Origin of the sequence: Pararhodobacter zhoushanensis (assembly GCF_025949695.1) — a bacterium.
Taxonomy (GTDB): Bacteria; Pseudomonadota; Alphaproteobacteria; order Rhodobacterales; family Rhodobacteraceae; genus Pararhodobacter; species Pararhodobacter zhoushanensis_A.
The window spans coordinates 1,546,079-1,567,052 of sequence record NZ_JAPDFL010000001.1; the positions used below are offsets into that span (position 1 = coordinate 1,546,079).

At 67.4% G+C, this 20,974-nt stretch carries 20 protein-coding genes and 1 pseudogene; 10 read left to right on the forward strand and 11 right to left on the reverse strand.

What is annotated here, in order from left to right:
* Positions 1 to 5: 5 nt before the first annotated feature.
* The 4 genes from OKW52_RS07695 (at position 6) to OKW52_RS07710 (ending at position 3,882) form a co-directional block, all read left to right on the forward strand.
* Complete coding sequence (locus OKW52_RS07695) at positions 6 to 2,450, forward strand: heavy metal translocating P-type ATPase (protein WP_264417192.1); 2,445 nt, start codon at positions 6 to 8, stop codon at positions 2,448 to 2,450.
* On the forward strand, positions 2,447 to 2,869 hold the full coding sequence (locus OKW52_RS07700) for a Cu(I)-responsive transcriptional regulator (RefSeq protein WP_264417194.1): 423 nt from the start codon (positions 2,447 to 2,449) through the stop codon (positions 2,867 to 2,869). The genes OKW52_RS07695 and OKW52_RS07700 overlap by 4 nt, the downstream gene beginning before the upstream one ends.
* Positions 2,870 to 3,004: 135 nt before the next feature.
* Positions 3,005 to 3,328 carry an arsenate reductase family protein gene (locus OKW52_RS07705; RefSeq protein WP_264417195.1) on the forward strand — a complete coding sequence of 108 codons (324 nt, stop codon included), beginning with the start codon at positions 3,005 to 3,007 and terminating at the stop codon, positions 3,326 to 3,328.
* Positions 3,325 to 3,882 (forward strand): AAA family ATPase, encoded by a 558-nt coding sequence (locus OKW52_RS07710; protein WP_264505198.1) that lies wholly within the window; start codon positions 3,325 to 3,327, stop codon positions 3,880 to 3,882. The genes OKW52_RS07705 and OKW52_RS07710 overlap by 4 nt, the downstream gene beginning before the upstream one ends.
* A gap of 33 nt (positions 3,883 to 3,915) precedes the next feature.
* Here OKW52_RS07710 and OKW52_RS07715 read toward each other — a convergent pair whose 3' ends face one another.
* Positions 3,916 to 4,122 carry a cold-shock protein gene (locus OKW52_RS07715; protein WP_127104814.1) on the reverse strand — a complete coding sequence of 69 codons (207 nt, stop codon included), beginning with the start codon at positions 4,120 to 4,122 and terminating at the stop codon, positions 3,916 to 3,918.
* A 294-nt stretch (positions 4,123 to 4,416) separates the two neighbouring features.
* On the opposite strand from OKW52_RS07715, the gene OKW52_RS07720 reads away from it, so the two are divergent.
* On the forward strand, positions 4,417 to 5,838 hold the full coding sequence (locus OKW52_RS07720; protein ID WP_264505199.1) for a DEAD/DEAH box helicase: 1,422 nt from the start codon (positions 4,417 to 4,419) through the stop codon (positions 5,836 to 5,838).
* 27 nt (positions 5,839 to 5,865) lie between these two features.
* Here the strand turns inward: OKW52_RS07720 and OKW52_RS07725 are convergent, their stop codons facing one another.
* The 3 genes from OKW52_RS07725 to OKW52_RS07735 form a co-directional block, all read right to left on the reverse strand.
* Entirely contained in the window at positions 5,866 to 7,056 is a 1,191-nt protein-coding gene (locus OKW52_RS07725; protein WP_264417197.1) for a UbiH/UbiF family hydroxylase, read from the reverse strand.
* A gap of 79 nt (positions 7,057 to 7,135) precedes the next feature.
* Positions 7,136 to 7,375, reverse strand: coding sequence for a hypothetical protein (locus tag OKW52_RS07730; protein WP_264417198.1), 240 nt, complete (start codon positions 7,373 to 7,375; stop codon positions 7,136 to 7,138).
* 105 nt (positions 7,376 to 7,480) lie between these two features.
* Complete coding sequence (locus tag OKW52_RS07735) at positions 7,481 to 8,122, reverse strand: pyrimidine 5'-nucleotidase (protein ID WP_264417199.1); 642 nt, start codon at positions 8,120 to 8,122, stop codon at positions 7,481 to 7,483.
* A gap of 110 nt (positions 8,123 to 8,232) precedes the next feature.
* Between OKW52_RS07735 and OKW52_RS07740 the strand changes: the two genes are divergently transcribed.
* On the forward strand, positions 8,233 to 8,886 hold the full coding sequence (locus OKW52_RS07740; protein ID WP_127104809.1) for a GntR family transcriptional regulator: 654 nt from the start codon (positions 8,233 to 8,235) through the stop codon (positions 8,884 to 8,886).
* Here the strand turns inward: OKW52_RS07740 and OKW52_RS07745 are convergent.
* The 4 genes from OKW52_RS07745 to OKW52_RS07760 all read right to left on the reverse strand — a co-directional run bounded on the left by OKW52_RS07745 (position 8,883) and on the right by OKW52_RS07760 (position 12,661).
* Positions 8,883 to 10,007, reverse strand: a complete 1,125-nt coding sequence (locus tag OKW52_RS07745) for a glycosyltransferase family 2 protein (protein WP_264505200.1) — start codon at positions 10,005 to 10,007, stop codon at positions 8,883 to 8,885. The two genes, OKW52_RS07740 and OKW52_RS07745, sit on opposite strands and share 4 nt — an antisense overlap.
* 32 nt (positions 10,008 to 10,039) lie before the next feature.
* A complete protein-coding gene (locus OKW52_RS07750) occupies positions 10,040 to 10,654 on the reverse strand; it encodes a GspE/PulE/PilB domain-containing protein (RefSeq protein ID WP_264505201.1) in 615 nt (204 codons plus the stop codon).
* A gap of 233 nt (positions 10,655 to 10,887) precedes the next feature.
* Positions 10,888 to 12,078, reverse strand: coding sequence for a glutamine-hydrolyzing carbamoyl-phosphate synthase small subunit (gene carA, locus OKW52_RS07755; protein ID WP_264505202.1), 1,191 nt, complete (start codon positions 12,076 to 12,078; stop codon positions 10,888 to 10,890).
* A 145-nt stretch (positions 12,079 to 12,223) separates the two neighbouring features.
* Complete coding sequence (locus OKW52_RS07760) at positions 12,224 to 12,661, reverse strand: GNAT family N-acetyltransferase (RefSeq protein ID WP_264417202.1); 438 nt, start codon at positions 12,659 to 12,661, stop codon at positions 12,224 to 12,226.
* A 132-nt stretch (positions 12,662 to 12,793) separates the two neighbouring features.
* Between OKW52_RS07760 and OKW52_RS07765 the strand changes: the two genes are divergently transcribed.
* Entirely contained in the window at positions 12,794 to 13,585 is a 792-nt protein-coding gene (locus tag OKW52_RS07765; RefSeq protein WP_264505203.1) for an inositol monophosphatase family protein, read from the forward strand.
* Between the two features lie 188 nt (positions 13,586 to 13,773).
* Here OKW52_RS07765 and OKW52_RS07770 read toward each other — a convergent pair whose 3' ends face one another.
* Positions 13,774 to 14,232: an Lrp/AsnC family transcriptional regulator gene (locus tag OKW52_RS07770; protein ID WP_264417205.1), complete on the reverse strand. Its 459-nt coding sequence runs from the start codon at positions 14,230 to 14,232 to the stop codon at positions 13,774 to 13,776.
* A gap of 115 nt (positions 14,233 to 14,347) precedes the next feature.
* Here OKW52_RS07770 and putA point away from each other — a divergent pair.
* From putA to OKW52_RS07785, 3 genes and pseudogenes are all read left to right on the forward strand, one after another.
* A pseudogene (gene putA, locus OKW52_RS07775) lies at positions 14,348 to 17,771 on the forward strand (bifunctional proline dehydrogenase/L-glutamate gamma-semialdehyde dehydrogenase PutA).
* A 26-nt stretch (positions 17,772 to 17,797) separates the two neighbouring features.
* The gene (locus OKW52_RS07780; protein WP_319800458.1) at positions 17,798 to 18,586 is read left to right on the forward strand and encodes a rhomboid family intramembrane serine protease; all 789 of its coding nucleotides are present in this window, start codon (positions 17,798 to 17,800) and stop codon (positions 18,584 to 18,586) included.
* Between the two features lie 92 nt (positions 18,587 to 18,678).
* Positions 18,679 to 19,611 carry a pirin family protein gene (locus tag OKW52_RS07785; RefSeq protein ID WP_264417210.1) on the forward strand — a complete coding sequence of 311 codons (933 nt, stop codon included), beginning with the start codon at positions 18,679 to 18,681 and terminating at the stop codon, positions 19,609 to 19,611.
* Between the two features lie 77 nt (positions 19,612 to 19,688).
* Here the strand turns inward: OKW52_RS07785 and OKW52_RS07790 are convergent, their stop codons facing one another.
* Entirely contained in the window at positions 19,689 to 20,321 is a 633-nt protein-coding gene (locus OKW52_RS07790; protein WP_264417212.1) for a DUF1109 domain-containing protein, read from the reverse strand.
* Positions 20,318 to 20,866 (reverse strand): sigma-70 family RNA polymerase sigma factor, encoded by a 549-nt coding sequence (locus tag OKW52_RS07795; protein WP_264417213.1) that lies wholly within the window; start codon positions 20,864 to 20,866, stop codon positions 20,318 to 20,320. The genes OKW52_RS07790 and OKW52_RS07795 overlap by 4 nt, the downstream gene beginning before the upstream one ends.
* Between the last annotated feature and the right edge of the window lie 108 nt (positions 20,867 to 20,974).

Below are 20,974 nucleotides of genomic sequence, written 5' to 3' on the forward strand. Positions count from 1 at the left end.
TCCCGATGACCGACACCCAAACCCTGCGCGTCGAGGGCATGACCTGCGCGTCCTGCACCTCGCGCATCGAGCGTCTGCTCGCCCGTGAAGACGGCGTCACCGGCGTGCGCGCCAATCTGATGACCGGCACCGTCGCTTTCGACGGACAGGCACAACCCGCTGATCTGGCCGCGAAACTCAGCGCCGCCGGGTTCACCGCGTCCGAAGATGTGACGCGGCTGGCGATTGGCGGGATGACCTGCGCATCCTGCGTGTCGCGGGTGGAGCGGGTGTTGGAGAAGCAGCCGGGCGTGACCTCGGCCAGCGTCAACCTCGCCGATGAAAGCGCCACGGTGCGCCATCTGGCGGTGACCGGCCTGCCCGAGAAACTGGCCGAGTCGGTGCGCGCGGCGGGCTATGAGGCCCGCATCGCCACCGAAACCTCGCGCGCCGATGTGGCCGAGCACAAGGCCGAGGAACAAGGCAAACTTGCCCGCGCGGTGATCCTTGCCGCCGTGCTGACCCTGCCGGTTTTTGTGCTGGAAATGGGCGGACATATGGTCCCGGCGTTTCACCACTGGCTGCACGGGCTGGTCGGGCAATTCCCGCTGTGGGTCGCGCAATTCGTGCTGACCTCGGTGGTCCTGTTCGGCCCCGGCTGGCGGTTCTTCAAGGCCGGGGTGCCCGCGCTGCTGCACGCAGCGCCCGACATGAACAGCCTCGTCGTGCTGGGGGCCACCGCCGCCTGGGGCTATTCCACGATTGCCACCTTCGCGCCCGGGCTGCTGCCCGAAGCCTCCATCGCGGTTTACTATGAAGCGGCGGCGATGATCGTCACGCTGATCCTGCTGGGCCGCTATCTTGAGGCCCGCGCCAAGGGCCGAACGGGGGCGGCCATCGCCAAACTGGTCGGGTTGCAGGCGCAAACCGCGCGGGTCGAGCGGGACGGGCAGGTCGAGGAGGTTGCGATTGATCAGGTCGCTGTCGGTGACCTTTTGCACCTGCGCCCCGGCGAGCGGGTGGCGGTGGATGGCAGCGTCGCCTCCGGCCACTCGTGGCTCGATGAAAGCATGATCACCGGCGAGCCGATCCCGGTCGAGAAATCCCCCGGCGAGACGCTGACGGCAGGCACGGTCAACGGCACCTCGGCGCTGACCTATCGGGCCGAGCGCGTCGGTGCTGATACCGTTCTGGCCCGCATCATCCGCATGGTGGAAGAGGCGCAAGGCGCAAAGCTGCCGATTCAGGCCACGGTGGACCGCGTCACCCGCGTCTTCGTGCCCATCGTCATGGCCGTCGCTGCGCTGACCTTCGCGGTCTGGATGATCTGGGGCCCCGGCCTGTCGCACGCGCTTGTCGCCGCCGTGGCCGTCCTGATCATCGCCTGCCCCTGCGCGATGGGTCTGGCGACGCCGACCTCGATCATGGTCGGCACCGGGCGCGGCGCGGAAATGGGCGTGCTGTTCCGCCGGGGCGATGCCCTGCAGGCGTTGCAGGGCGTGCAGGTCGTTGCCTTCGACAAGACCGGCACGCTGACCGAGGGACGGCCCGAGTTGGTCGGGGTCCACACCGCCCCCGGCGCGGATGACGCGCAGGCGCTGGCCATCGCCGCCGCCGCCGAATCCGGCTCGGAACACCCCATCGCCAGCGCCGTCCTGCGCGCCGCCAAAGAGCGCGGCCTGACCCTGCCAAAGGCCGAGGACGTCACCGCCCTGACCGGCTTCGGCCTGCAAGCCCGCGTTGACGGCAAGGCGGTTCTCATCGGCGCACAGCGCCTGATGGACCGCGACAGCATCGCGCTGGGCGATCTGCCTGAACACGCCGCCAAGGGGGCGGCGCACCGCCAAACCCCGCTCTATATCGCCGTCGACGGTCAGGCCGTAGCCCTCCTCCTCGTCGCCGACCGCCTCAAACCCTCGACCAAAGCCGCCATCGACGCCCTGCACGCGCTGAGCGTTCAAACCGCGATGATCACCGGCGACGCCCGGGGCACCGCGCAGGCCATCGCCGCCGAGCTGGGTATCGACCATATCGAGGCCGAAGTCCTGCCCGACGGCAAGGTCGCCGCCATCGAGACCCTGCGCCAAGGCGGTCGCAGCGTCGCCTTCGTCGGTGACGGCATCAACGACGCGCCCGCATTGGCAGCGGCGGATGTCGGCCTTGCCATCGGCACCGGCACCGATGTCGCGGTCGAAGCGGCCGAGGTCGTGCTGATGTCCGGTGATCTGCGCGGCGTGGTGAATGCCATCCACCTCAGCCGCGCGGTGTTGCGCAACATCCGCCAGAACCTGTTCTGGGCCTTTGCCTATAACGCCGCCCTGATCCCCGTCGCGGCGGGCGTGCTCTACCCCGGTTTCGGCATCACCCTGTCGCCGGTTCTGGGCGCGGGCGCGATGGCGCTGTCGTCGATCTTTGTCCTCACCAACGCGCTGCGCCTGAAAACGCTGCGCCCCGCTCTGGAGGCCGCATGAACATCGGCGAAGCCGCGGCAGCCTCGGGCCTGCCCGCCAAAACCATCCGCTACTATGAAGAGATCGGCCTGATCCGCCCCAAACGCGACAGCAACGGCTACCGTGCGTTTGCCGAGGATGACGTGCATCGTCTAGCGTTCCTCAACCGCTCGCGCGGTCTTGGCTTCTCGATCGAGGATTGTCGCGCGTTGCTGGGCCTCTACGCCGATGACACCCGCGCCAGCGAGGATGTAAAACGCCTCGCCGCCGATCACCTGACCCGCATCGACGCCCGCATTGCCGAGCTGCAAGCCCTGCGCGCCACGGTGGCCGGGCTGGTCGACGCCTGCGCGGGCGACGGACGCCCCGATTGCCCGATCCTTGAAGACCTCGCCACCGGTCCGCTTTGCGCGCACCAGAAACCCAAACCGCTGGCATGAGCTTTCTTTGCTCTGCAAATATCCCGGGGGAGGCCGCAAGGCCGTGGGGGCAGGGCCCCCGAGGCGCGGCGCACCCCCTCGATGGGGGTGCGCCGCGCCCCCTCCCTGTCCGGTCCCATCACCAAAGGAGCCACCATGACCCAAACCCTGCTGGGCCTGAAAAACTGCGACACGTGCCGAAAAGCGCGCAAAGCGCTGCCCGAGGCGGGCTTTCGTGACATCCGCGAAAGCCCGCTGTCCGAGGGTGAGATCGGCGCCTTGCTGAATGAGTTCGGCGAGGCGCTGGTCAACAAATCCTCGACCACCTGGCGCGGGCTCGGTGACGCAGAGCGCCTGCAGCCTGCATCCGCTCTTCTCGCGGCCCATCCTGCCCTGATGAAGCGCCCGGTGATCCAGTCCGGCGGCGTCTGGTATCTGGGCTGGACGCCTGCGGTGCGCGCGGCGCTGGGCGTGGCGTGAGGCGTTTTTTCCTCCTGACCGGCTGCTCAGGCAGCGGGAAATCGACACTGCTGGACGCCTTGGCGGCAGAAGGCATGGCCACGGTGCCCGAACCCGGCCGCCGACTCGTCGCCCAAGCGCTGGCAGGGGACGGGAAGGGCTTGCCGTGGGACGACCCAAAGGGCTTTGCCGAGCGTGCCATTGCTCTGGCGCTCGACGATTGGCACGCAGCGCAGGCGCTGCGCGGGCCTGTGGTCTTTGACCGGGGATTGCTGGATGCGATTGCCGCCTATGAGCATGTCACCGGCGCCCTGCCGCCACAGGCGCAAACCCTTGGCGCATGCTACAACCCGCAGGTTTTCGTCGCCCAGCCCTGGCCCGCAATCTTTGCCACCGACGCCGAGCGCCAGCACGATTTCGACGCCGCCCTCGCCGAGTACCACCGGCTGATCGCCTTCCTGCCCCGATTCGGCTACCGCGCCCTGCCGCTGCCCGAAGCCCCGGTTGCCGACCGCGTCACCTTCGTTCGCGCCGTTCTGGCACAACAAAACCCGCCGGGCGTGCCGGCGGGTTAAGCGACGCTGTCGCGTCACAGTCGCGATGAAAGCTCAGAGCAGCCGCAGATCGGCGGCCGAGGCACGCCCGTCGCGGCCCGACTGCATTTCAAAGCTGATTTTCTGGTTGTCTTGCAACCCGGTCAGCCCGGCGCGCTCCACGGCCGAGATGTGCACGAAGATGTCTTTGCCGCCATCATCAGGGGCGATAAAGCCGTAGCCCTTCGTCGAGTTGAACCATTTTACGGTGCCAGTGGCCATGTCCGTGTCCTTTCTCTGGTTTCCCACCGGCGGAGTACCGATGGGCCGTGCAGCCAGTCCTTCGAATATTGCGGGCTGCCTGTCAGAGGCCGGCGGACGCAGGAAGTCTGTTGTCACACCCTGAGGATGCCACGAATCTGCAACAAATCAAGGGCGCACTTGGCTGTTTGACGGCCAGACCTTGACTCCGGGCTTCCAAGAGCGCATCTGCCATATCTGACCGCGCGCCCTTCACGGGGCAGCGCGCACCGGCATTTGCGCCGCCCTTGGGGCCTGGCGCCCGAAAGGACTACCATGACCGATTTCTCTATGCTGGGGCTGAACCCGGCGCTGCTGGCCGCGTTGGAGCGCACCGGCAAAGACGTACCGACCCCGATTCAGGCCCGCGGCATCCCCCCGTTGATGGAAGGGCGCGACCTGATGGGTCTGGCCCAGACCGGCACCGGCAAGACGCTGGCCTTTGGTTTGCCGATCCTGCACCGGCTGGCCGGGCAGGGCAAGCCCGCACCGAAGACCGCGCGCGCGCTGATCCTCGCGCCGACGCGCGAACTGGTGCAACAGATCGCCGAGGCGCTGACCCAGCTGTCGCATGGCACGCCCACCGCGATCACCACCGTCGTTGGCGGGGCCTCGATCAACCGTCAGATCGACCGCCTCGTGCGCGGCACCGATGTGCTGGTCGCAACGCCCGGTCGTCTGATCGACCTGCTCGAGCGCGGCTCGGTCTCGCTGGCCAAGGTGCAGATGCTGGTGCTGGACGAGGCCGACCAGATGCTCGATCTGGGCTTCATCCACGCGCTGCGCAAGATCGCCCGCTATCTGCCGGCCGAGCGTCAGACGATGCTGTTCTCGGCCACCATGCCCAAGGACATGAGCGAAATCGCCGACGCCTATCTGGACCGCCCGGTCCGCGTGCAGGTTGCGACGCCCGGCAAAGCCGCCGACAAGATCACGCAGGCCGTTCACTTTGCGCCGCAGGGCGATAAGGCAGCGGTGCTCAGAGAGTATCTCTCGCAGCACCCTGACGAGCTGGCGCTGGTCTTTGGCCGCACCAAACACGGGTCGGAAAAACTGTCCAAGCTGCTGGCATCGTGGGGCTTTTCCGTCGGCTCGATCCACGGCAACAAGAGCCAGGGCCAGCGCGAGCGCACCTTGGCCGCGTTCCGTGCCGGGGAAACCAAGGTGCTGGTCGCGACCGACGTGGCCGCCCGCGGGCTCGACATTCCGCTGGTCGCGCATGTCTACAACTACGAACTGCCCAACGTGCCCGAGAACTACGTTCACCGCATTGGCCGCACCGCGCGCGCCGGGCGTGAGGGGCGGGCCGTGGCGCTGTGTGCGCCGGCTGAAATGGCCGATCTGCGCGCCATTGAAAAGCTGATGAACATCAAGATCGAGGTTATCGGTGGCGATGTCTGGCCCGAGATCATGGCCGAAGCCGCCCGCGCCAAAGCGCGCGCAGCGACCGGTCAGAACCGTGGCCAGCGGCCCGGCGGCGCAAAGGCAGGCGGCGGCAAACCCGGCGGCGCCAAAGGGGCTGGCGGTGGTCGTCCCGGTGGCGGCAAACCCGGTGGCAAGCCGGGTGCGGGGGCCGCTGATGCGGCCAAGCCGCGCAAGCCCCGCGTGCACCCGGCGCTGGCCGAGGCGATGGCCGCCGAGCGCCCCAAGCGTCCCAAGCGGTTCAGCCAGAAACCGGCGCGTCGCAGCGACGGTTGATCGGATCGTTGTGGTGAGCCGAAAGGCTCACCGCATCCCGATCCCCAGTTGCATCAGACCCCGGCGCACCGGCGCCAGCGAATAAAGCGCATGCAGCGCCGCCGCCCGCGCATCGCGCAGCGGCTGCGCGTCGATCATCGACGCCCGGTTCAGCGCATCGACCCCTGCCAGCCGCAGCTTGGCCTCGGGCCAGCGGCGGCGGTGATAGGCCTGAAGCGGTCCCGATTCGCCCAGCGTTTCCGGTGAGGCCAGCGCGATCAGCGCCCCCAGATCCCCCAGACTCATGTTCAGCCCCTGCGCGCCAATCGGCGGCACCACATGCGCGGCTTCCGCCATCAGCGCGACGCGCTGGCCGTTAAACCGCTCGGCAATCTGGGTGATGATCGGCCAGACGGTCAGCGGCGTCGCCTGCTCAAGCCAGCCGTAAAGCCCGCAACTGCGCTCGTTCATCGCCTGCTCGAACGCGGCGGGGTCCAACTGGCGCAGCCGGTCCACCTCGGGCCCCGTTTCCATCCAGACCACCGCCGAGCACGGCTTGCCCTGATGATCGCCCAGCGGCACCAGCGTGAACGGCCCGCCCGAGCGATGCACCTCGGTCGAGACGTTGTTATGCGGCTCGGGGTGGGTGACGGCGAAGGCCAGCGCCTTTTGCCCGTAGCGCGTGGTCTGCACCGGGATGCCCAGGGCCTTGCGCACGGGCGAGTGGCGGCCATCGGCGGCAATCACCAAGCGGGCGGACACGCGGCTGTCGTCGGACAGGGTGACCAGTGCCTCGCTCTCGCGGGTGAACACGCGGCTTGTGGCGGTGCCGGGGCGGAAATCGACATTTTCCAGCGCGTCCAGCCGCGCAACAAATTCGCGCCGCAGCAGCCAGTTGGGCAGGTTCCAGCCAAACGGTTGGGCCGAGACATCGGCGGCATTGAAGTCATGGGTGATACGGGCGACCGGCTCGGCCCCGCCTGCGTCAACGATGCGCATGACCTGCAAGGGCATGGCGTGGGGGCGCAGGCGCTCCCACAGGCCTGCGGCTTCAAGCACCGGGATCGAGGGCTGCAAGAACGCCGTGGTGCGCAGATCGGCACCCGGTGCGGTGCCATCGGTGATCGGCGGCGCGGGATCGACGCAGATCACCGAATAGCGCGCCGACCCGAACGCTGCCGCTGCCGCCAGACCGGCAACGCCGCCGCCTGAAACCAGCACATCCACCGATTGCCGCATGACCGTCTCCTTGCTTTGGCGCTTATCTAGCGCAAAGCCGGGGCCGGGGCGAGGCGGCAAGCCGCCTCAGGCGGCTGCGTCAGCCCCGGCTGATCGCCACCAGCACCACGACCATCAGCGGCGAGGCCACGACGGCAGGCAGATAGAGCGCGGGCAGGCCGAAGAAAAAGATCGCCAGACCCCAGATCGAGACCAGCGCCAGAATCAGGTAGAGCGGATAATCGGCGTCACCCTCGGCCAGTTCGCGCGCAATCGCCCCGAGCAGCGGCACGCGGTAAACGGCGGGGGCAGGGGTGTAGCTGAGGTCAGCACTGGCCATGGGAAACTCCGGGTTAAAGCTATCCCGGAGATATGGCTTTCGCCCCTGCGCCTGAACATCCGGCGAGATGCCGCACTGCGGCAACACGCCACCTGCGCGCCAGTGTCACAGGGCGTTCAGGAACGCGGTCAGATTGTCGGTATGGTGGTGGACGTGGTCGTGCGTTTCCAGCTCAGGCGTGACAAGCACCGTGCGCATGCCCAACTGATGCGGGACACGCAGGTTGCGCTGGTCGTCCTCGAACATCGCGGCGCGGGCCGGGGTCAGCCCGTCGATGCCGAAGATCTGCTCAAACGCCTGTGGCTGCGGTTTGGGGTGATAATCGGCGTTTTCGACGCCGTAAACCGCATCGAACAGCCCGTCGAGCCCGCGCGCCTCGAGCACCCGGCGGGCATAGGGGGCCGAGCCATTGGTATAGACGATCCGCCGTCCGCCCAGCCGCTCAATCGCCGCGCGTAGCGCGGGATCGGGGGCGAGCACGGTAAAGTCGATGTCGTGCACCTCGACCAGATAAGGCACAGGGTCCAGCGCATGATGCGCCATCAGCCCGGCCAGCGTGGTGCCATAGGTCTGCCAGTAGTCGTGCCGCAGCCGGTCCGATTCGGCCCGGTCCGCGCCGGTCACGCGCATCACCACTTCGGTCATCTTGACGTCGATCTGATCGAACAGACGGACGCTGGGATGATAGAGGGTGTTATCAAGGTCGAAGACCCAAGTCTCGACGTGGTGGAAATCGCTGTCTGCCATGCGCACAGGGCTAGCCCGACCCGCCGCGCGACACAAGGTTGCAGCGGCCAGAACAGGCCTTTTCATGCGGCGCCTGCGCCCCTAGTCTGCAGCGCTTCGGAGGACTGCCCATGAATGACCAGCGCCAACCCCTGCTCGATGCTTATTCGCTGATCCTCGCGGCGATTGACGACGGCGTCTACAAACCCGGCGACCGGCTGGTGGAATCCGAGCTGGCCGAGCGTTTCGGCGTCTCGCGCACCCCGATCCGCGAGGCGTTGCAGCGGCTGGAAACGCAATCGCTGCTGACCCGCGACGGGCGCTCGCTGATCGTGGCCTCGCTTGATCACAACCAGTTGGCCGAACTCTACGTCGTGCGCGCCCAGCTTGAGGGGCTGGCAGCGCGGCTGGCGGCCAAGCATGCCTCGGTCGAAGAGGTGCGCGTGATGCGCGACATGGTCACGGAAGACCGCCGTTTGATGAATGATCCCAAGGCGTTGAGCCGGGCGAACAAGCGGTTCCACAAGCAGATCCATCTGGCCAGTCACAACCGCTTTCTGGTGCAACAGCTTGATCTGGTCCACCGCTCGATGGCGCTGCTGGCGACGACTTCGCTGGAAGCCGAGGGGCGCGGCCGCGCGGCGCTGGACGAGCACGACGCGATGGTCGAGGCGATCGCGCGCGGGGACGGGGACGCCGCCGACAAGGCGCTGCGCGAGCATATCAGCCGGGCGTTCGAGACCCGGCTCAAGCTGGAATCCGGCGACCGGCGGCGACAACGCTAACCCTGTTCCGCGACCGAGGCATGCGCGGTACCGTCATGCAGGCCATGCGTGGTCTTGTCCCAGTAGAACGGGCTGGTCAGCATTTCCCAGATGCCTTTCCACGCGGCGATCACAGCCAGGGGGAAATAGAAATGCAGGCTGATCGCCCAGATCCTCAGCGCGCGGTGGCGTTTGTGTTGCAGCGCGGTGAGGCTGATCGCCAGCGAGGATACCTCCGAGATCAGGAACACCGCCGACACACCGATCAGCGCCCAGCCGGGCAGGGCGGCAGCGGCGGGGTGGCCAAGGCCGAAGAGCATCAGCCAGAAGCTCCACAGGATCGGGGCCAGCAGGAACTGCACCAGCGTGCCCAGAAACAGCAACTGCACCCCGGCAAAGCGCCACGCGCCCAGTTGACGCCACAACAGCACCGGGTCGCGCATGTGCACGGCGTAGGTCATCGCGTAGCCTTTCAGCCAGCGCGAGCGTTGCTTGATCCACGGCCAGATCCGGCAGTTCGCCTCTTCCATGGTCACGGTGGACAGCAGCGCGGTGCGATAGCCGTGGCGCGCCAGGCGCAGGCCCAGATCGGCATCCTCGGTCACGTTATGCGCGTCCCAGCCGCCCAGTTCCTCGAGCACGTCGCGGCGGAAAAACAGCGTTGTGCCGCCCAGCGGCACCACCAGCCCCAGCCGTGCCAGACCGGGTAGAATCAGGCGGAACCAGACGGCGTATTCGATGGTGAAACAGCGGCTGAGCCAATTGGTGTGCGGGTTCACATAGTCCAGCACCCCTTGCACGCAGGCCAGATCGGGCCCGGACCGGGCGAAACACTCAACGACGCGGTGGATCTGGTCGGGCGCCGGTGCATCCTCGGCGTCATAGACACCGATGATCTGCCCGCGCGCGAAGTTCAGCGCGTAGTTCAGCGCGCGCGGCTTGGTGCGCAGGGGCAGATCGGGCACCGGGATAACGCGCATCCATGTCGGCAACCCGCTGGAGGCCAGCGCGGAACGGGTCAGGTGGTCATCCTCTTCGACGATCACAAGCACGTCGAGCAGCTCACGCGGATAGGACAGCGCGCCCAGCCGCTTGATCAGGCGCGGCGCGATATCGGGTTCGCGGTAGAGTGGCACCAGCACCGACACACAGGGTTTGCGCAGCAGATCCGTCGCTACGGTTGCGTCGGGGGGGCCTGGCTGGCGCGCAGTTGTGCGACGGTCGCGGCAACTTTCATCGCGTTGCCGAGCGTCAGAAAGCCCAGCACCAGGCCGAAAAGGGCCAGAAAGCTGGCGACAGGGGCAACCAGAGTCAGCGCGACGAACGAGGCGAGCGCCGTTGCAACCCAGTGGCTGAAGCGCCGCCCGTCCCAGAGCCGACAGCTTTCTTGCGCGGCCACGCAGGTTTCAGCCATCAGCCGCAGACTGCCACTGCGCGAGTCGATCAGGGCTTGTTGCAGGTCGGTTTCGGTGACGACACCCATCACCACGGGGCCGAGCGCTGCCTCCAGCTCTGCCCGGTGGGCAAAGAACTGATCCGGTTCGGCACAGGCCACAAGGGTGACGGACCCGGCGCGTGACCACGGCAGGCAGCCGATGCGCAGGCATCGGCGCGGCCCGACACGGTCGATCAGGCGCGGATCGGGCCGCGTTTGCGTTGTGTCGATGACGCCGGTGCCGAATTGCTCGGCCAGTGCTGCCATCACGGCTGTTTCGCTGGCCAGCCCGTGAGCGCGCAGGATATCGCCAAGAGGCAAGTGCTGGCGGGTCTGAATTTCGAGCGCGCGCAACAGGTCGCACGACCGTATCTCCCCACGCCGGAGCAGAATCGCACCCAAAGGCGGGCGCTGGCACGTCGGGGCAGCACGGGGCACAACAAGGGCCGGGTACACAACCCCGGACCCGTCGTTCAAGAGATCCCCCTCGACCGTAGGCCTTGCCTCAGAATGCTGGCGTGCGAGGTGTGGCATCTTGACCTCCGACCGGACCCCATCACTGATGCCCGGTGGAAGTTAAGAGAGCGTTAATAATCGTTTACGCAGGCACTTTGCGCAGGCACTTTGCGCGCGGCCATCGCGTCAGCAAAACGCTCGAACAGGTAGTAGCTGTCCTGCGGGCCGGGGCTGGCCTCGGGGTGGTATTGCACCGAGAAGACCGGGCGGTCGGCCAGACGGATGCCGCAGTTCGAGCCGTCGAACAGCGAGACATGCGTTTCCACCACGCCAGCGGGCAGGGTTTGGCTGTCGACGGTAAAGCCATGGTTCATCGAGGTAATCTCGACCTTGCCGGTGTCGTGGTTCTTGACCGGATGGTTCGCGCCGTGGTGGCCGTGGTTCATCTTGATCGTGCGCGCGCCCAGCGCCAGCGCCAGCATCTGGTGACCCAGACAGATGCCGAAGACCGGCAGATCGGCGTCCAGCACCTGTTTGATCATCGGCACGGCGTAATCGCCCGTCGCCGCCGGGTCGCCGGGGCCGTTGGACAGGAAAACCCCGTCCGGATTGAGCGCGAGCACCTCTTCCGCCGTGGCGGTCGCGGGCAGGACGGTGACGTCGCAACCGGCCGACGCCAGACAGCGCAGGATGTTGCGCTTGGCACCGAAGTCGATGGCGACAACCTTGTGCACCGGCGCGGTCTGCGGCTGGTAGCCCTGCGGCCATGCCCAGCGCATCTCGTTCCAGTGATAGCTCTGGGCGCAGGTCACATCCTTGGCCAGATCGAGGCCGACAAGCCCCTTCCAGCCACGGGCCTTTGCCAGCAGGCTGTCCAGATCGAAGTTGCCGTCGGGATCATGCGCCAGTGCGACATGCGGCGCGCCTTGCTGGCGAATCGCCCGCGTCAGGCGGCGGGTGTCGAGCCCGCCGATGCCGATGCGGCCCTGCCGGGTCATCCAGGCGGTCAGCTCGCCGGTGGCGCGCCAGTTCGACGGTTCGGTCGGGTCCCATTTCACCACCATGCCGGCGGCGACGGCCTGTTGGGCCTCTTCATCCTCATCCGTCACACCGGTATTGCCGATATGCGGGAAGGTGAAAGTCACGATCTGCCCGGCGTAAGACGGGTCGGTCATGATTTCCTGGTAGCCGGTCATCGCGGTGTTGAAGCACAACTCGGCTACCGTCTCGCCGGTCGCGCCGAAGCCGAAACCGTAAAAGATGGTGCCGTCGGCGAGAACGAGGCAAGCGGTCGGGCGCGGCGACTCTTGGGCTGCGGGCATCGGACGGCTCCTGATCTGATATCGCGCTGTCTCTACGGGGTCAGCGGGGGGAATCAAGGGCGCGCGCGCAAGGGCGGGCCTCGGGGGGCATCGAGCCCCCTCTCGGCCCGGCGGGTTGCCACCCGCAGGCGCGCGGATCATGCGCTCAGAGCGGCATCTCGTAGGTCTTCCACTGCGCAGCCTTCGCCAGCTTGTCGTAAAGCCCACGGGCGCGGGCATTGTCCTCGGCGGTGATCCAGCTGAGCGCGGTCCAGCCGCGCGCGCGGCCCTCGGCGGCGATGGCCTCGATCAGCGCGCGGGCCGCACCTGAACCGCGCGCGGCGGGATCGACGAACAGATCGTCAAGGTAGCCGCCAGTCGAGGCGTCGAGTGGCAGCGCGTAGGGCCGGAAATGGGCGAGGCCGACGAGGCCGCTGTCGCCTTCGGCCACAAAGCACTCGACCTCATGCGCGGGGTCATGAAGCCAGCCCCAGACGCGCGCGCGCATCTCGGCGCTCTGCTGAACGTGGTAAAACGCGGCATAGGCGGCGTAGAGGCGCTCCCAGTCGGCGCGGTCACGGCGGTGCGGTCGGCGGATGAGCATGGGGAACCTCCTGTTTCGCGCACAGCCTAGACGCCGCTCGACGGGGCTGAAAGGGGAGAATCCGCAGGTTCCCCTTTCCATTGGCGCGCCTTTCCCGTAAGGCCCAACGCTGTTCAGGACGGAGCCAGCGAAATGCAGGGAAGTGCCAATCTCAACCTCATGATCAAGGCCGCGCGTAAAGCGGGGCGTTCCTTGGTCAAGGATTTCCGCGAGGTGGAAAACCTGCAGGTCTCGTCCAAGGGGCCTGGGGATTTTGTGTCGAAAGCCGACCGCGAGGCTGAGCGGATCATCAAGGAAGAATTGATGGACGGCCGGCCGAACTATGGCTGGCTGGGCGAAGAAACCGGCGAGGACGAGGGCACCGACCCGACCCGCCGCTGGATCGTCGACCCGCTGGACGGGACGACCAACTTTCTGCACGGGCTGCCGCACTGGGCGATTTCCATCGCGCTGGAGCACAAGGGCGAGATCGTTGCCGGTCTGGTGTTCGATGCGGCCAAGGACGAGATGTTCTACACCGAGAAGGGTCTCGGTGCCTATATGAACGACACGCGCCTGCGGGTGTCGGGGCGCCGGTCGATGATCGAGTGCATCTTTGCGACGGGCGTGCCCTTCGGTGGCCGCCCGGCACTGCCCGCAACGTTGCAGGATCTGGCGCGGCTGATGCCGGTCTGCGCCGGTGTGCGCCGCTGGGGCGCTGCGGCGCTGGACCTCGCCTATGTTGCTGCCGGTCGTTACGACGGGTTCTGGGAACGCGGTCTGAAACCTTGGGACATCGCCGCCGGTTCGCTTCTGGTGCGCGAAGCGGGCGGGTTCATCGGGCCGATCCGCGACGGGCAGGATCCGATCGAGTCGGGCAACATGATCGCCGCCAACAGCGTGATCTTCGACAGTTTCTCTAAAATTATCCGTACCCGCGACTGACCGCCGTCGCAAAGGGGGCTTTCCGCCCCCCTCTTCGCTTGCAGCGAATTCACCCCCGAGGATATTTGAAGACAGAAAATAGGGGCGGTTAACCAAACCTTAACCCGCATTTTCTGTCTCCAAATATCCTCAGGGGTGAGGCCCGGAACGGGCCGAGGGGGCGAGCCCCCCTGACCCCGGCAGCCGCCTCAGCGACCGCCCTCCTTCACCGATTCCATCGCCACATGCGTCGAGGTCGAAGCGACATGCGGCAGGCTCGAGATCCGCTCGGCCAGGCTTTGCCGATAGTCCAGTATATCGGCGCTGCGCACTTTGAGCAGGTAGTCGAAAGCCCCGGCAATCATGTGGCATTCTTCGACTTCGGGCAGAGAGCGCACCGCCGTGTTGAACGCCTTGAGTGCCGCTTCCCGGGTGTCGGACAGCCGCACCTCGACAAAGGTGATATGCGCCATGCCCAGCCGCAGATGGTTCACCCGTGCCTGATAGCCGGTGATGAACCCCTCACGCTCCAGCCGCCGAAGCCGCGCCTGCGTCGGTGATTTCGACAGGCTGATTCGGCTGGCCAGTTCGGTGACGCTGAGCCGTCCGTCCTGTTGCAGGACGCGCAGGATGGCCTGATCGAAGCTGTCGAGATCGTCGCGGGTCATTTGCCTGCCTGTGAGACCAAATGCAGCCAATTTGCCTGCCGATGCAGCGTAATCGGGAAAAACGCAGGCGGCAATCGGCGTATTCTGGGGATTATCGAAAATTCCGGGTGCTGCCATGCCGACTGATCCCCTGTTGTCCCCCCTCCCACAAGACGAAGCCGCCCTCACCGCCGCTTTGGCCGAGGCTTCGGCGCTCGACCCGGCCGCCCGCGCGCGCATCACCACCCGCGCCGTCGATCTGGTGCGCGCCATCCGCAGTGGGGCAAAGCCCGGCTTGATGGAGGTCTTCCTGGCCGAATACGGTCTGTCCACCGACGAGGGCATCGCGCTGATGTGTCTGGCCGAGGCGCTGCTGCGCGTGCCGGATGCGGGCACGATGGATGCGCTGATCGAAGACAAGATCGCGCCGTCGGACTGGGGCAAGCATCTGGGGCATTCGGCCTCGTCTTTGGTGAACGCCTCGACCTGGGCCCTGATGCTGACCGGCCGGGTGCTGGACGAGGCAGAGCCGGGCATCGCCGGTCAGCTGCGCGGCGCGGTCAAGCGTCTGGGCGAGCCGGTGATCCGCACCGCCGTGTCGCGCGCCATGAAGGAGATGGGGCGGCAGTTCGTCCTGGGCGAGACGATCAGTGCCGCGATGAACCGCGCCTCGGCGATGGAGGCGCGTGGCTACGCCTATTCCTACGACATGCTGGGCGAGGCCGCGCGCACCGAAGCCGATGCACTGCGCTATCAGCGCGCCTATGCGGCGGCCATCGAGGCGATTGGCAAGGGCTGCAAGGGGCAGGACATCAAGGTCAACCCCGGCATCTCGGTCAAGCTGAGCGCCCTGCATCCGCGCTACGAGGAAGCGCAGCGCGAGCGGGTCATGCGCGAGCTGGTGCCGCGGGTCATCACGCTGGCGCGGATGGCGGCGCGGCGGGGCATGGGTTTCAACATCGACGCCGAAGAGCAGGACCGGCTGGTCCTGTCGCGCGATGTGATCGGCGCGGTGCTGGCCGATCCGGCGCTCGAGGGCTGGGACGGGTTCGGCGTGGTCGTGCAGGCTTACGGTCCGCGTGCGGGCGCGATGATCGACTGGCTTTATGCCGAGGCGGGGCGTCTGGATCGTCGCCTGATGGTGCGGCTGGTCAAGGGTGCGTATTGGGACAGCGAGATCAAGCGCGCGCAGGTGCTGGGCCTGCCCGGTTTCCCGGTGTTCACCGCCAAGACCGCGACCGATATTTCCTATGCCGCCAATGCGCGCAAGCTGTTGGGTATGACCGACCGGCTGTATCCGCAATTCGCCACGCATAACGCGCAGACCGTCGCCACGGTGCTGGAGATGGCGCAGGTGCAGGGCCGCGACGCCTATGAATTCCAGCGCCTGCACGGGATGGGCGAGCGTCTGCATGACCTTGTGCTGGCCGCCGAGGGCACGCGCTGCCGCATCTATGCGCCGGTCGGCGCGCACCGCGATCTGTTGGCCTATCTGGTGCGCAGGCTGCTGGAGAACGGCGCGAACAGCTCGTTCGTGCACAAGATCGTCGATGAGAGCGTCTCGCCCGAGGCGGTGGTCGCCGATCCGCTGGCGGTGCATCGCCCCGTGACGTTGACCACCGGGCCGGGGCTGTTTGCGCCGGAACGGGTGAACTCAACGGGCTGGGATCTGACCGATGCCGGGGATCTGGCGGCAATCGAGGCCGCGCGCGCGCCGTTTGCGGCGCAGGTGTTCGACGCGAGGCCGCTGCTGGCGGGGCCGGTTCAGGGCGGGGACACGCTGAGCGTCGGCAACCCGGCGCGGCCCGGTGAGGTCGTGGGCCACGTGGTGCAGGCAACGGCGGCGGATGTGGAAACGGCGCTGGGGGCCGCGCAGGTGTGGGACGCTTCGCCGGCCCAGCGAGCGACAATCCTGAACCGGGCCGCTGACCTCTATGAGCGCGATTTCGGCCCCTTGTTCGCCGTTCTGGCGCGCGAGGCGGGCAAGACGCAGGCCGATTGCGTGGGAGAACTGCGCGAGGCGGTCGATTTCCTGCGCTATTACGCCGCCCGGATCACCCTCGACATGGCCCCGCGCGGGCGGATCACCTGCATCTCGCCGTGGAACTTCCCGCTGGCGATCTTCACCGGCCAGATCGCCGGGGCGCTGGCGGCGGGCAACGCAGTGCTGGCCAAGCCTGCCGAACAGACGCCACTGGTTGCCGCCGCTGCCGTGGCCCTGCTGCATGAGGCCGGCGTGCCGCGCACGGCGCTGCAACTGCTGCCCGGCGAGGGCGCTGTGGTCGGGGCCGCGCTGACCTCAAACCCGCGCGTCGATGGCGTGGTCTTCACCGGCTCGACCGATACCGCGCAGGCGATCCGGCGGGCGATGGCGGCAAACCTTGCCCCCGGCGCGCCTCTGATCGCGGAAACCGGCGGGCTGAATGCGATGATCGTGGACTCGACGGCCCTGCCCGAGCAGGCGGTGCGCGATGTCGTCGCCAGTGCGTTCCAGTCGGCGGGGCAGCGCTGCTCGGCCCTGCGCTGCCTCTATGTGCAGCAGGACGTGGCGCCGCATCTGCTCGACATGCTGGGCGGGGCGATGGAGGCGCTCACCCTGGGCGATCCGTGGAATCTGACCACCGATGTCGGCCCGGTGATCGACGCCGAGGCGGCACGCGAAATCCGCGCCTATGTCAGCGCCGCGCGCAAGGAAGGGCGCGTGCTGCACGAGTTGCGCGCGCCGGGTGCGGGGCCTTTCATCGCGCCCGTGGTGATCGAGGTGACAGGCATCGACGACATCCCGCGCGAGATTTTCGGCCCGGTTCTGCATGTCGCGCGCTTCAAGGGGCGTGATCTGCGCAAGGTTCTGGATGCGGTGAACGCGCGGGGATTCGGGCTGACCTTCGGGCTGCACACCCGCATCGACAACCGCGTGCAAGAGGTGGTCGAGGCGATGCGCGTCGGCAACCTTTATGTGAACCGCAACCAGATCGGCGCGGTCGTTGGCAGCCAGCCTTTCGGCGGCGAGGGGCTTTCGGGCACCGGACCCAAGGCAGGCGGGCCCGAGTATGTCGCGCGGCTGGCGCAGCCGGTGGCGGCGCCCGAAGCGGCAGCGACGGGGGCAGTGGCGGATCTCGTCAAGCTCGCCCGCGATTTGGCTGTGGCGGTCCCGCAAGAGCCGCTGACCACGCGCGACATGCCCGGCCCGACCGGCGAGATCGAATCGCCTGAGCCTGCATGCAAGGCCGCCGGTGCTGTGCATGGGGCCGGGACCGCAGGCCGAGGCGCAGCAGGCCGCTGCGATCCGCGCGCTTGGCGGGGTGGCAGTGATGGCGGGCGGGACGGTGCCGCCGGACTGGCTGGAGACCGCTCAGGGGCTTTCAGGGGTGATCTGGTGGGGCGATTGCGGCACCGCGCGGGCCTGCGCGCAGGCATTGTCGCGCCGCAAAGGCCCGATCCTGCCACTGATCACCACGCAGCCGGATGCGGCCCATGCCCTGACCGAACGGCATCTGTGCATCGACACCACGGCTTCGGGCGGAAACGCGCAACTGCTTGTTGAGGCAGCAGGTGCTTGACGGGCGGGTCATGATCGCCCATCCCCATGGGCATGTTGCCAATCCGTGACCGAAACCCGTCGGGACAGGTGCCCTATGTGACCTGGGGGCTGATCGCCGTGAACATTGTGGTGTTCATGGCGTATTACCCGTTGGGCACGGACACTTCCGTTCTGGAACTCTACCGCCACTGGGCGATGATCCCCGCCCGCCTGAGCGCGGGCGAGGGGTTGGCGACGCCGCTGGTGGCGATGTTCGTGCATGGCGGCTGGTTCCATCTGGGCCTCAACATGCTGTTCCTGCGCATCTTCGGCGATAATCTTGAGGCCGAATTCGGACCGGTCCGTTTCCTTGCCTTCTACCTGCTGTGCGGGTTGATCGCCTTTGCCCTGCAATACATTGCCGCGCCGCTCAGTCTGGTGCCGGTCGCCGGTGCCTCGGGCGCGGTGGCGGGGGTGATGGGGGGCTATCTGCTGATGTTCCCGCGCGCCCGCGTCGATGTGGTGGCCTATTACGTCATTGGTCTGCGCACCTTTGCCGTGCCGGCGTGGCTGCTGCTTGGCCTTTGGTTCGCGCTGCAGGTCTGGGGCGGGCTGGCGACGCCCGCCGATGGCGGCGTGGCGTTCTGGGCGCATATCGGCGGGTTCGTTGCGGGCGTCGGCTTGAGCGCGCGAACCTGGCGGTTGCGCGGCGGGCGGATGTTCTGGAGCCGGTTCCACGGGTTGCCGCCCCACCCGCAGGCACCGATTGCCGTGCCGGTTGTGCGCCGCCGGGGCGCAATCTTGCCGCCGCCGCAAGCGCATGGGCTCTTTCGCCGAGAGGGCGATCCGCGCTGAGGCGCACAGGCTCTGTGCAGGCGCTGTGCGGGGCTTTTCCTGACAGATGTCGCTCTCCATGTTAGGCATAACCATCGCCATAGGAGCCTGACATGAGCTGGAATCCCGCCTTCAATCCCGGCCCCCTGACCACCGATCCCGCCTCGATCGAGACCGTGATCGTCCCCCGCGCCCGCGATCTGGGGGGCTTTGAGGTCCGCCGCGCGCTGCCCGCCGCCGCCCGCCGCATGGTCGGGCCGTTCGTGTTCTTCGACCAGATGGGCCCGGCCGAGTTCATCACCGGCAGCGGCATCGACGTGCGCCCGCACCCGCATATCGGGCTGGGCACGGTGACCTATCTGCTGAATGGTCACTTCATCCACAAGGACAGCCTTGGCACCGATCAGAAGATCGTCCCCGGCGAGGTGAACTGGATGATCGCCGGTCGCGGTATCACCCATTCCGAGCGCACCGATGCGACGGTACGTCAGGCCAAGCATGAGCTGTTCGGCGTGCAGACATGGCTGGCGCTGCCGGAAAACAAGGAAGAAATGGCCCCGGCGTTCGAGCATCACGGCGCCGGTGCGCTACCGTTTCTGGAAGCCGAAGGCCTGCGCGCCCGGTTGATTCTGGGCACGGCCTGGGGCGAGAAAGCCCCGGTCAGCACCTTCGGCGATCTGTTCTACGTTGATGCGGTGCTGGAAGCCGGTGCCCGCATGCCGATGCCCGACGGGCATGAGGATCGCGGGCTGCACGTGCTCGACGGGTCGGTGATCATCGCCGGGCAGGAGTTCGAGACCGGCAAGATGGTCGTCTTCCGCCCCGGTGACGCGATCACCCTGCAAGCGGGGTCGCGCGGAGCGCGGCTGATGCTGCTGGGCGGCGACACGCTGAATGGGCCGCGCTACATCTGGTGGAACTTTGTCAGCTCGTCGAAGGAGCGGATCGAAGAGGCGAAAGAGGCCTGGCGGCGCGGGGATTGGGCGGATGGCCCGTTCCATCTGCCGCCGGGGGATACGGACGAGTATATCCCGCTGCCGGAGTGAGGCGAGGCGTGGTAAAGGGTGGGGTTGAACCCCACCCTACGGGCGCGCTGTAGGGTGGGGTTTAACCCCACCCCCGCTTACCACCGCAGCAGTCGCCGCCCGATCACCGCGCCCGCCGCCGTGACAATCGCCATGGCACTGCCATAGGCCGGGAAGAAATACATCAGCGGGTCATGCGGGCAATGCAGCGAATAGATCGCAGCGGCGCTGCCACCTGCCACCAGCCCTGCCGCCGCGCCCGCCCAGCCCGGGCTGCGGGGCGCCCCGGCCCGCAGGGCCCAGAGCGCGCCCGCCAGAGGCAAAGCAGCCAAAACGGGCACCGAAATCAGGCAATTGCTGAAATCACGCGTGTCGAGGATCTCGGCAACCTCGGCCATCGGCGTCGTAGCCAGCGCATAGACCAGCAACGCCGCAAGCCCTGCCAGCAGCACCCCCATCAGCGCGCGCTGAGCGGTCACGCGGGCGTCCGGGCGGCTGAGCCCCTGCGCCAGCCACAGCGCCGCCAGCGCCAGCACCGCAGGCACCAGCGTCTTGTACACGGTGGGCGACGCCAGAACCTGCGCCAGATCGGGCCGCGTGTGCCACAGCGTCACCAGCGCCAGCCCGGACACCAGCAGCGCGGGCGGCAGGGCACGCGCCATCCGCCGGGCGGGGGCCGGGCCGGGCGTGGTGTCGGCGGCGAGCGCCGCGATGAGCTCTTCGGTCTTCATTCAATCATCCTTTCGCGCAACCGGGCGACGCTTTTGAGCGCCCGGTGCAAGGCCACACGAACCGCCCCCTCGGTCATGCCCAGCCGCGCGCCGGTTTCTGCGGCGCTGTCTCCGTCTATGCCGATCGCGCGCACGATCTGCGCCGCGCGCGGGTCGAGCTGGTCGATCACCCGTTCCATGTCCTGTGCCTCGAACGGATCGGGGCCAGCGGGCGCGGGCAGAACCTCGGCGATCTCGTCCACCGGGATCTCGATCCGCTTGCCGCGCGCGCGGAACGCGTCGATTACCTTGTGCCGCGTGACCGCATAGAGCCACGGGCGCAACGGCGCGTCCTCGTGCCAGGTCTGCCGCTTCAGGTGGATGGTCAGCAAAACCTCCTGCACGATATCTTCCCCGCTCTCCGTGCCCAGCGTCCCGCCGCGAGCCCGGACAATGCCGCGCACAACCGGCGTGATCGCGATCAAGAGCCGCCCATAGGCGCGCTGATCGCCGCGATTGGCGGCGCGCATCAGATGCTCCCAGCTCGGGTCTTGGGTCGTGTTCACGTACTCTCCTTACGGGTCGGACCGGGGTGTTGTTACACCGCCCCTGCGTAATTTCGACGAAAAACGCGGCAATGTCACGGCTGCGTGATCGCTGTAACGGATCGCCGG

Coding starts and splice junctions, on each gene's coding strand:
- OKW52_RS07725 (WP_264417197.1), bottom strand. CDS start 7,056: ATGCGGCAATCGGTGGATGTGCTGGTTTCAGGCGGCGGCGTTGCCGGT.
- OKW52_RS07780 (WP_319800458.1), top strand. CDS start 17,798: ATGGGCATGTTGCCAATCCGTGACCGAAACCCGTCGGGACAGGTGCCC.
- OKW52_RS07700 (WP_264417194.1), top strand. CDS start 2,447: ATGAACATCGGCGAAGCCGCGGCAGCCTCGGGCCTGCCCGCCAAAACC.
- OKW52_RS07705 (WP_264417195.1), top strand. CDS start 3,005: ATGACCCAAACCCTGCTGGGCCTGAAAAACTGCGACACGTGCCGAAAA.
- OKW52_RS07715 (WP_127104814.1), bottom strand. CDS start 4,122: ATGGCCACTGGCACCGTAAAATGGTTCAACTCGACGAAGGGCTACGGC.
- OKW52_RS07765 (WP_264505203.1), top strand. CDS start 12,794: ATGCAGGGAAGTGCCAATCTCAACCTCATGATCAAGGCCGCGCGTAAA.
- OKW52_RS07790 (WP_264417212.1), bottom strand. CDS start 20,321: ATGAAGACCGAAGAGCTCATCGCGGCGCTCGCCGCCGACACCACGCCC.
- OKW52_RS07785 (WP_264417210.1), top strand. CDS start 18,679: ATGAGCTGGAATCCCGCCTTCAATCCCGGCCCCCTGACCACCGATCCC.
- OKW52_RS07740 (WP_127104809.1), top strand. CDS start 8,233: ATGAATGACCAGCGCCAACCCCTGCTCGATGCTTATTCGCTGATCCTC.
- carA (WP_264505202.1), bottom strand. CDS start 12,078: ATGCCCGCAGCCCAAGAGTCGCCGCGCCCGACCGCTTGCCTCGTTCTC.
- OKW52_RS07735 (WP_264417199.1), bottom strand. CDS start 8,122: ATGGCAGACAGCGATTTCCACCACGTCGAGACTTGGGTCTTCGACCTT.
- OKW52_RS07760 (WP_264417202.1), bottom strand. CDS start 12,661: ATGCTCATCCGCCGACCGCACCGCCGTGACCGCGCCGACTGGGAGCGC.
- OKW52_RS07720 (WP_264505199.1), top strand. CDS start 4,417: ATGACCGATTTCTCTATGCTGGGGCTGAACCCGGCGCTGCTGGCCGCG.
- OKW52_RS07695 (WP_264417192.1), top strand. CDS start 6: ATGACCGACACCCAAACCCTGCGCGTCGAGGGCATGACCTGCGCGTCC.
- OKW52_RS07730 (WP_264417198.1), bottom strand. CDS start 7,375: ATGGCCAGTGCTGACCTCAGCTACACCCCTGCCCCCGCCGTTTACCGC.
- OKW52_RS07770 (WP_264417205.1), bottom strand. CDS start 14,232: ATGACCCGCGACGATCTCGACAGCTTCGATCAGGCCATCCTGCGCGTC.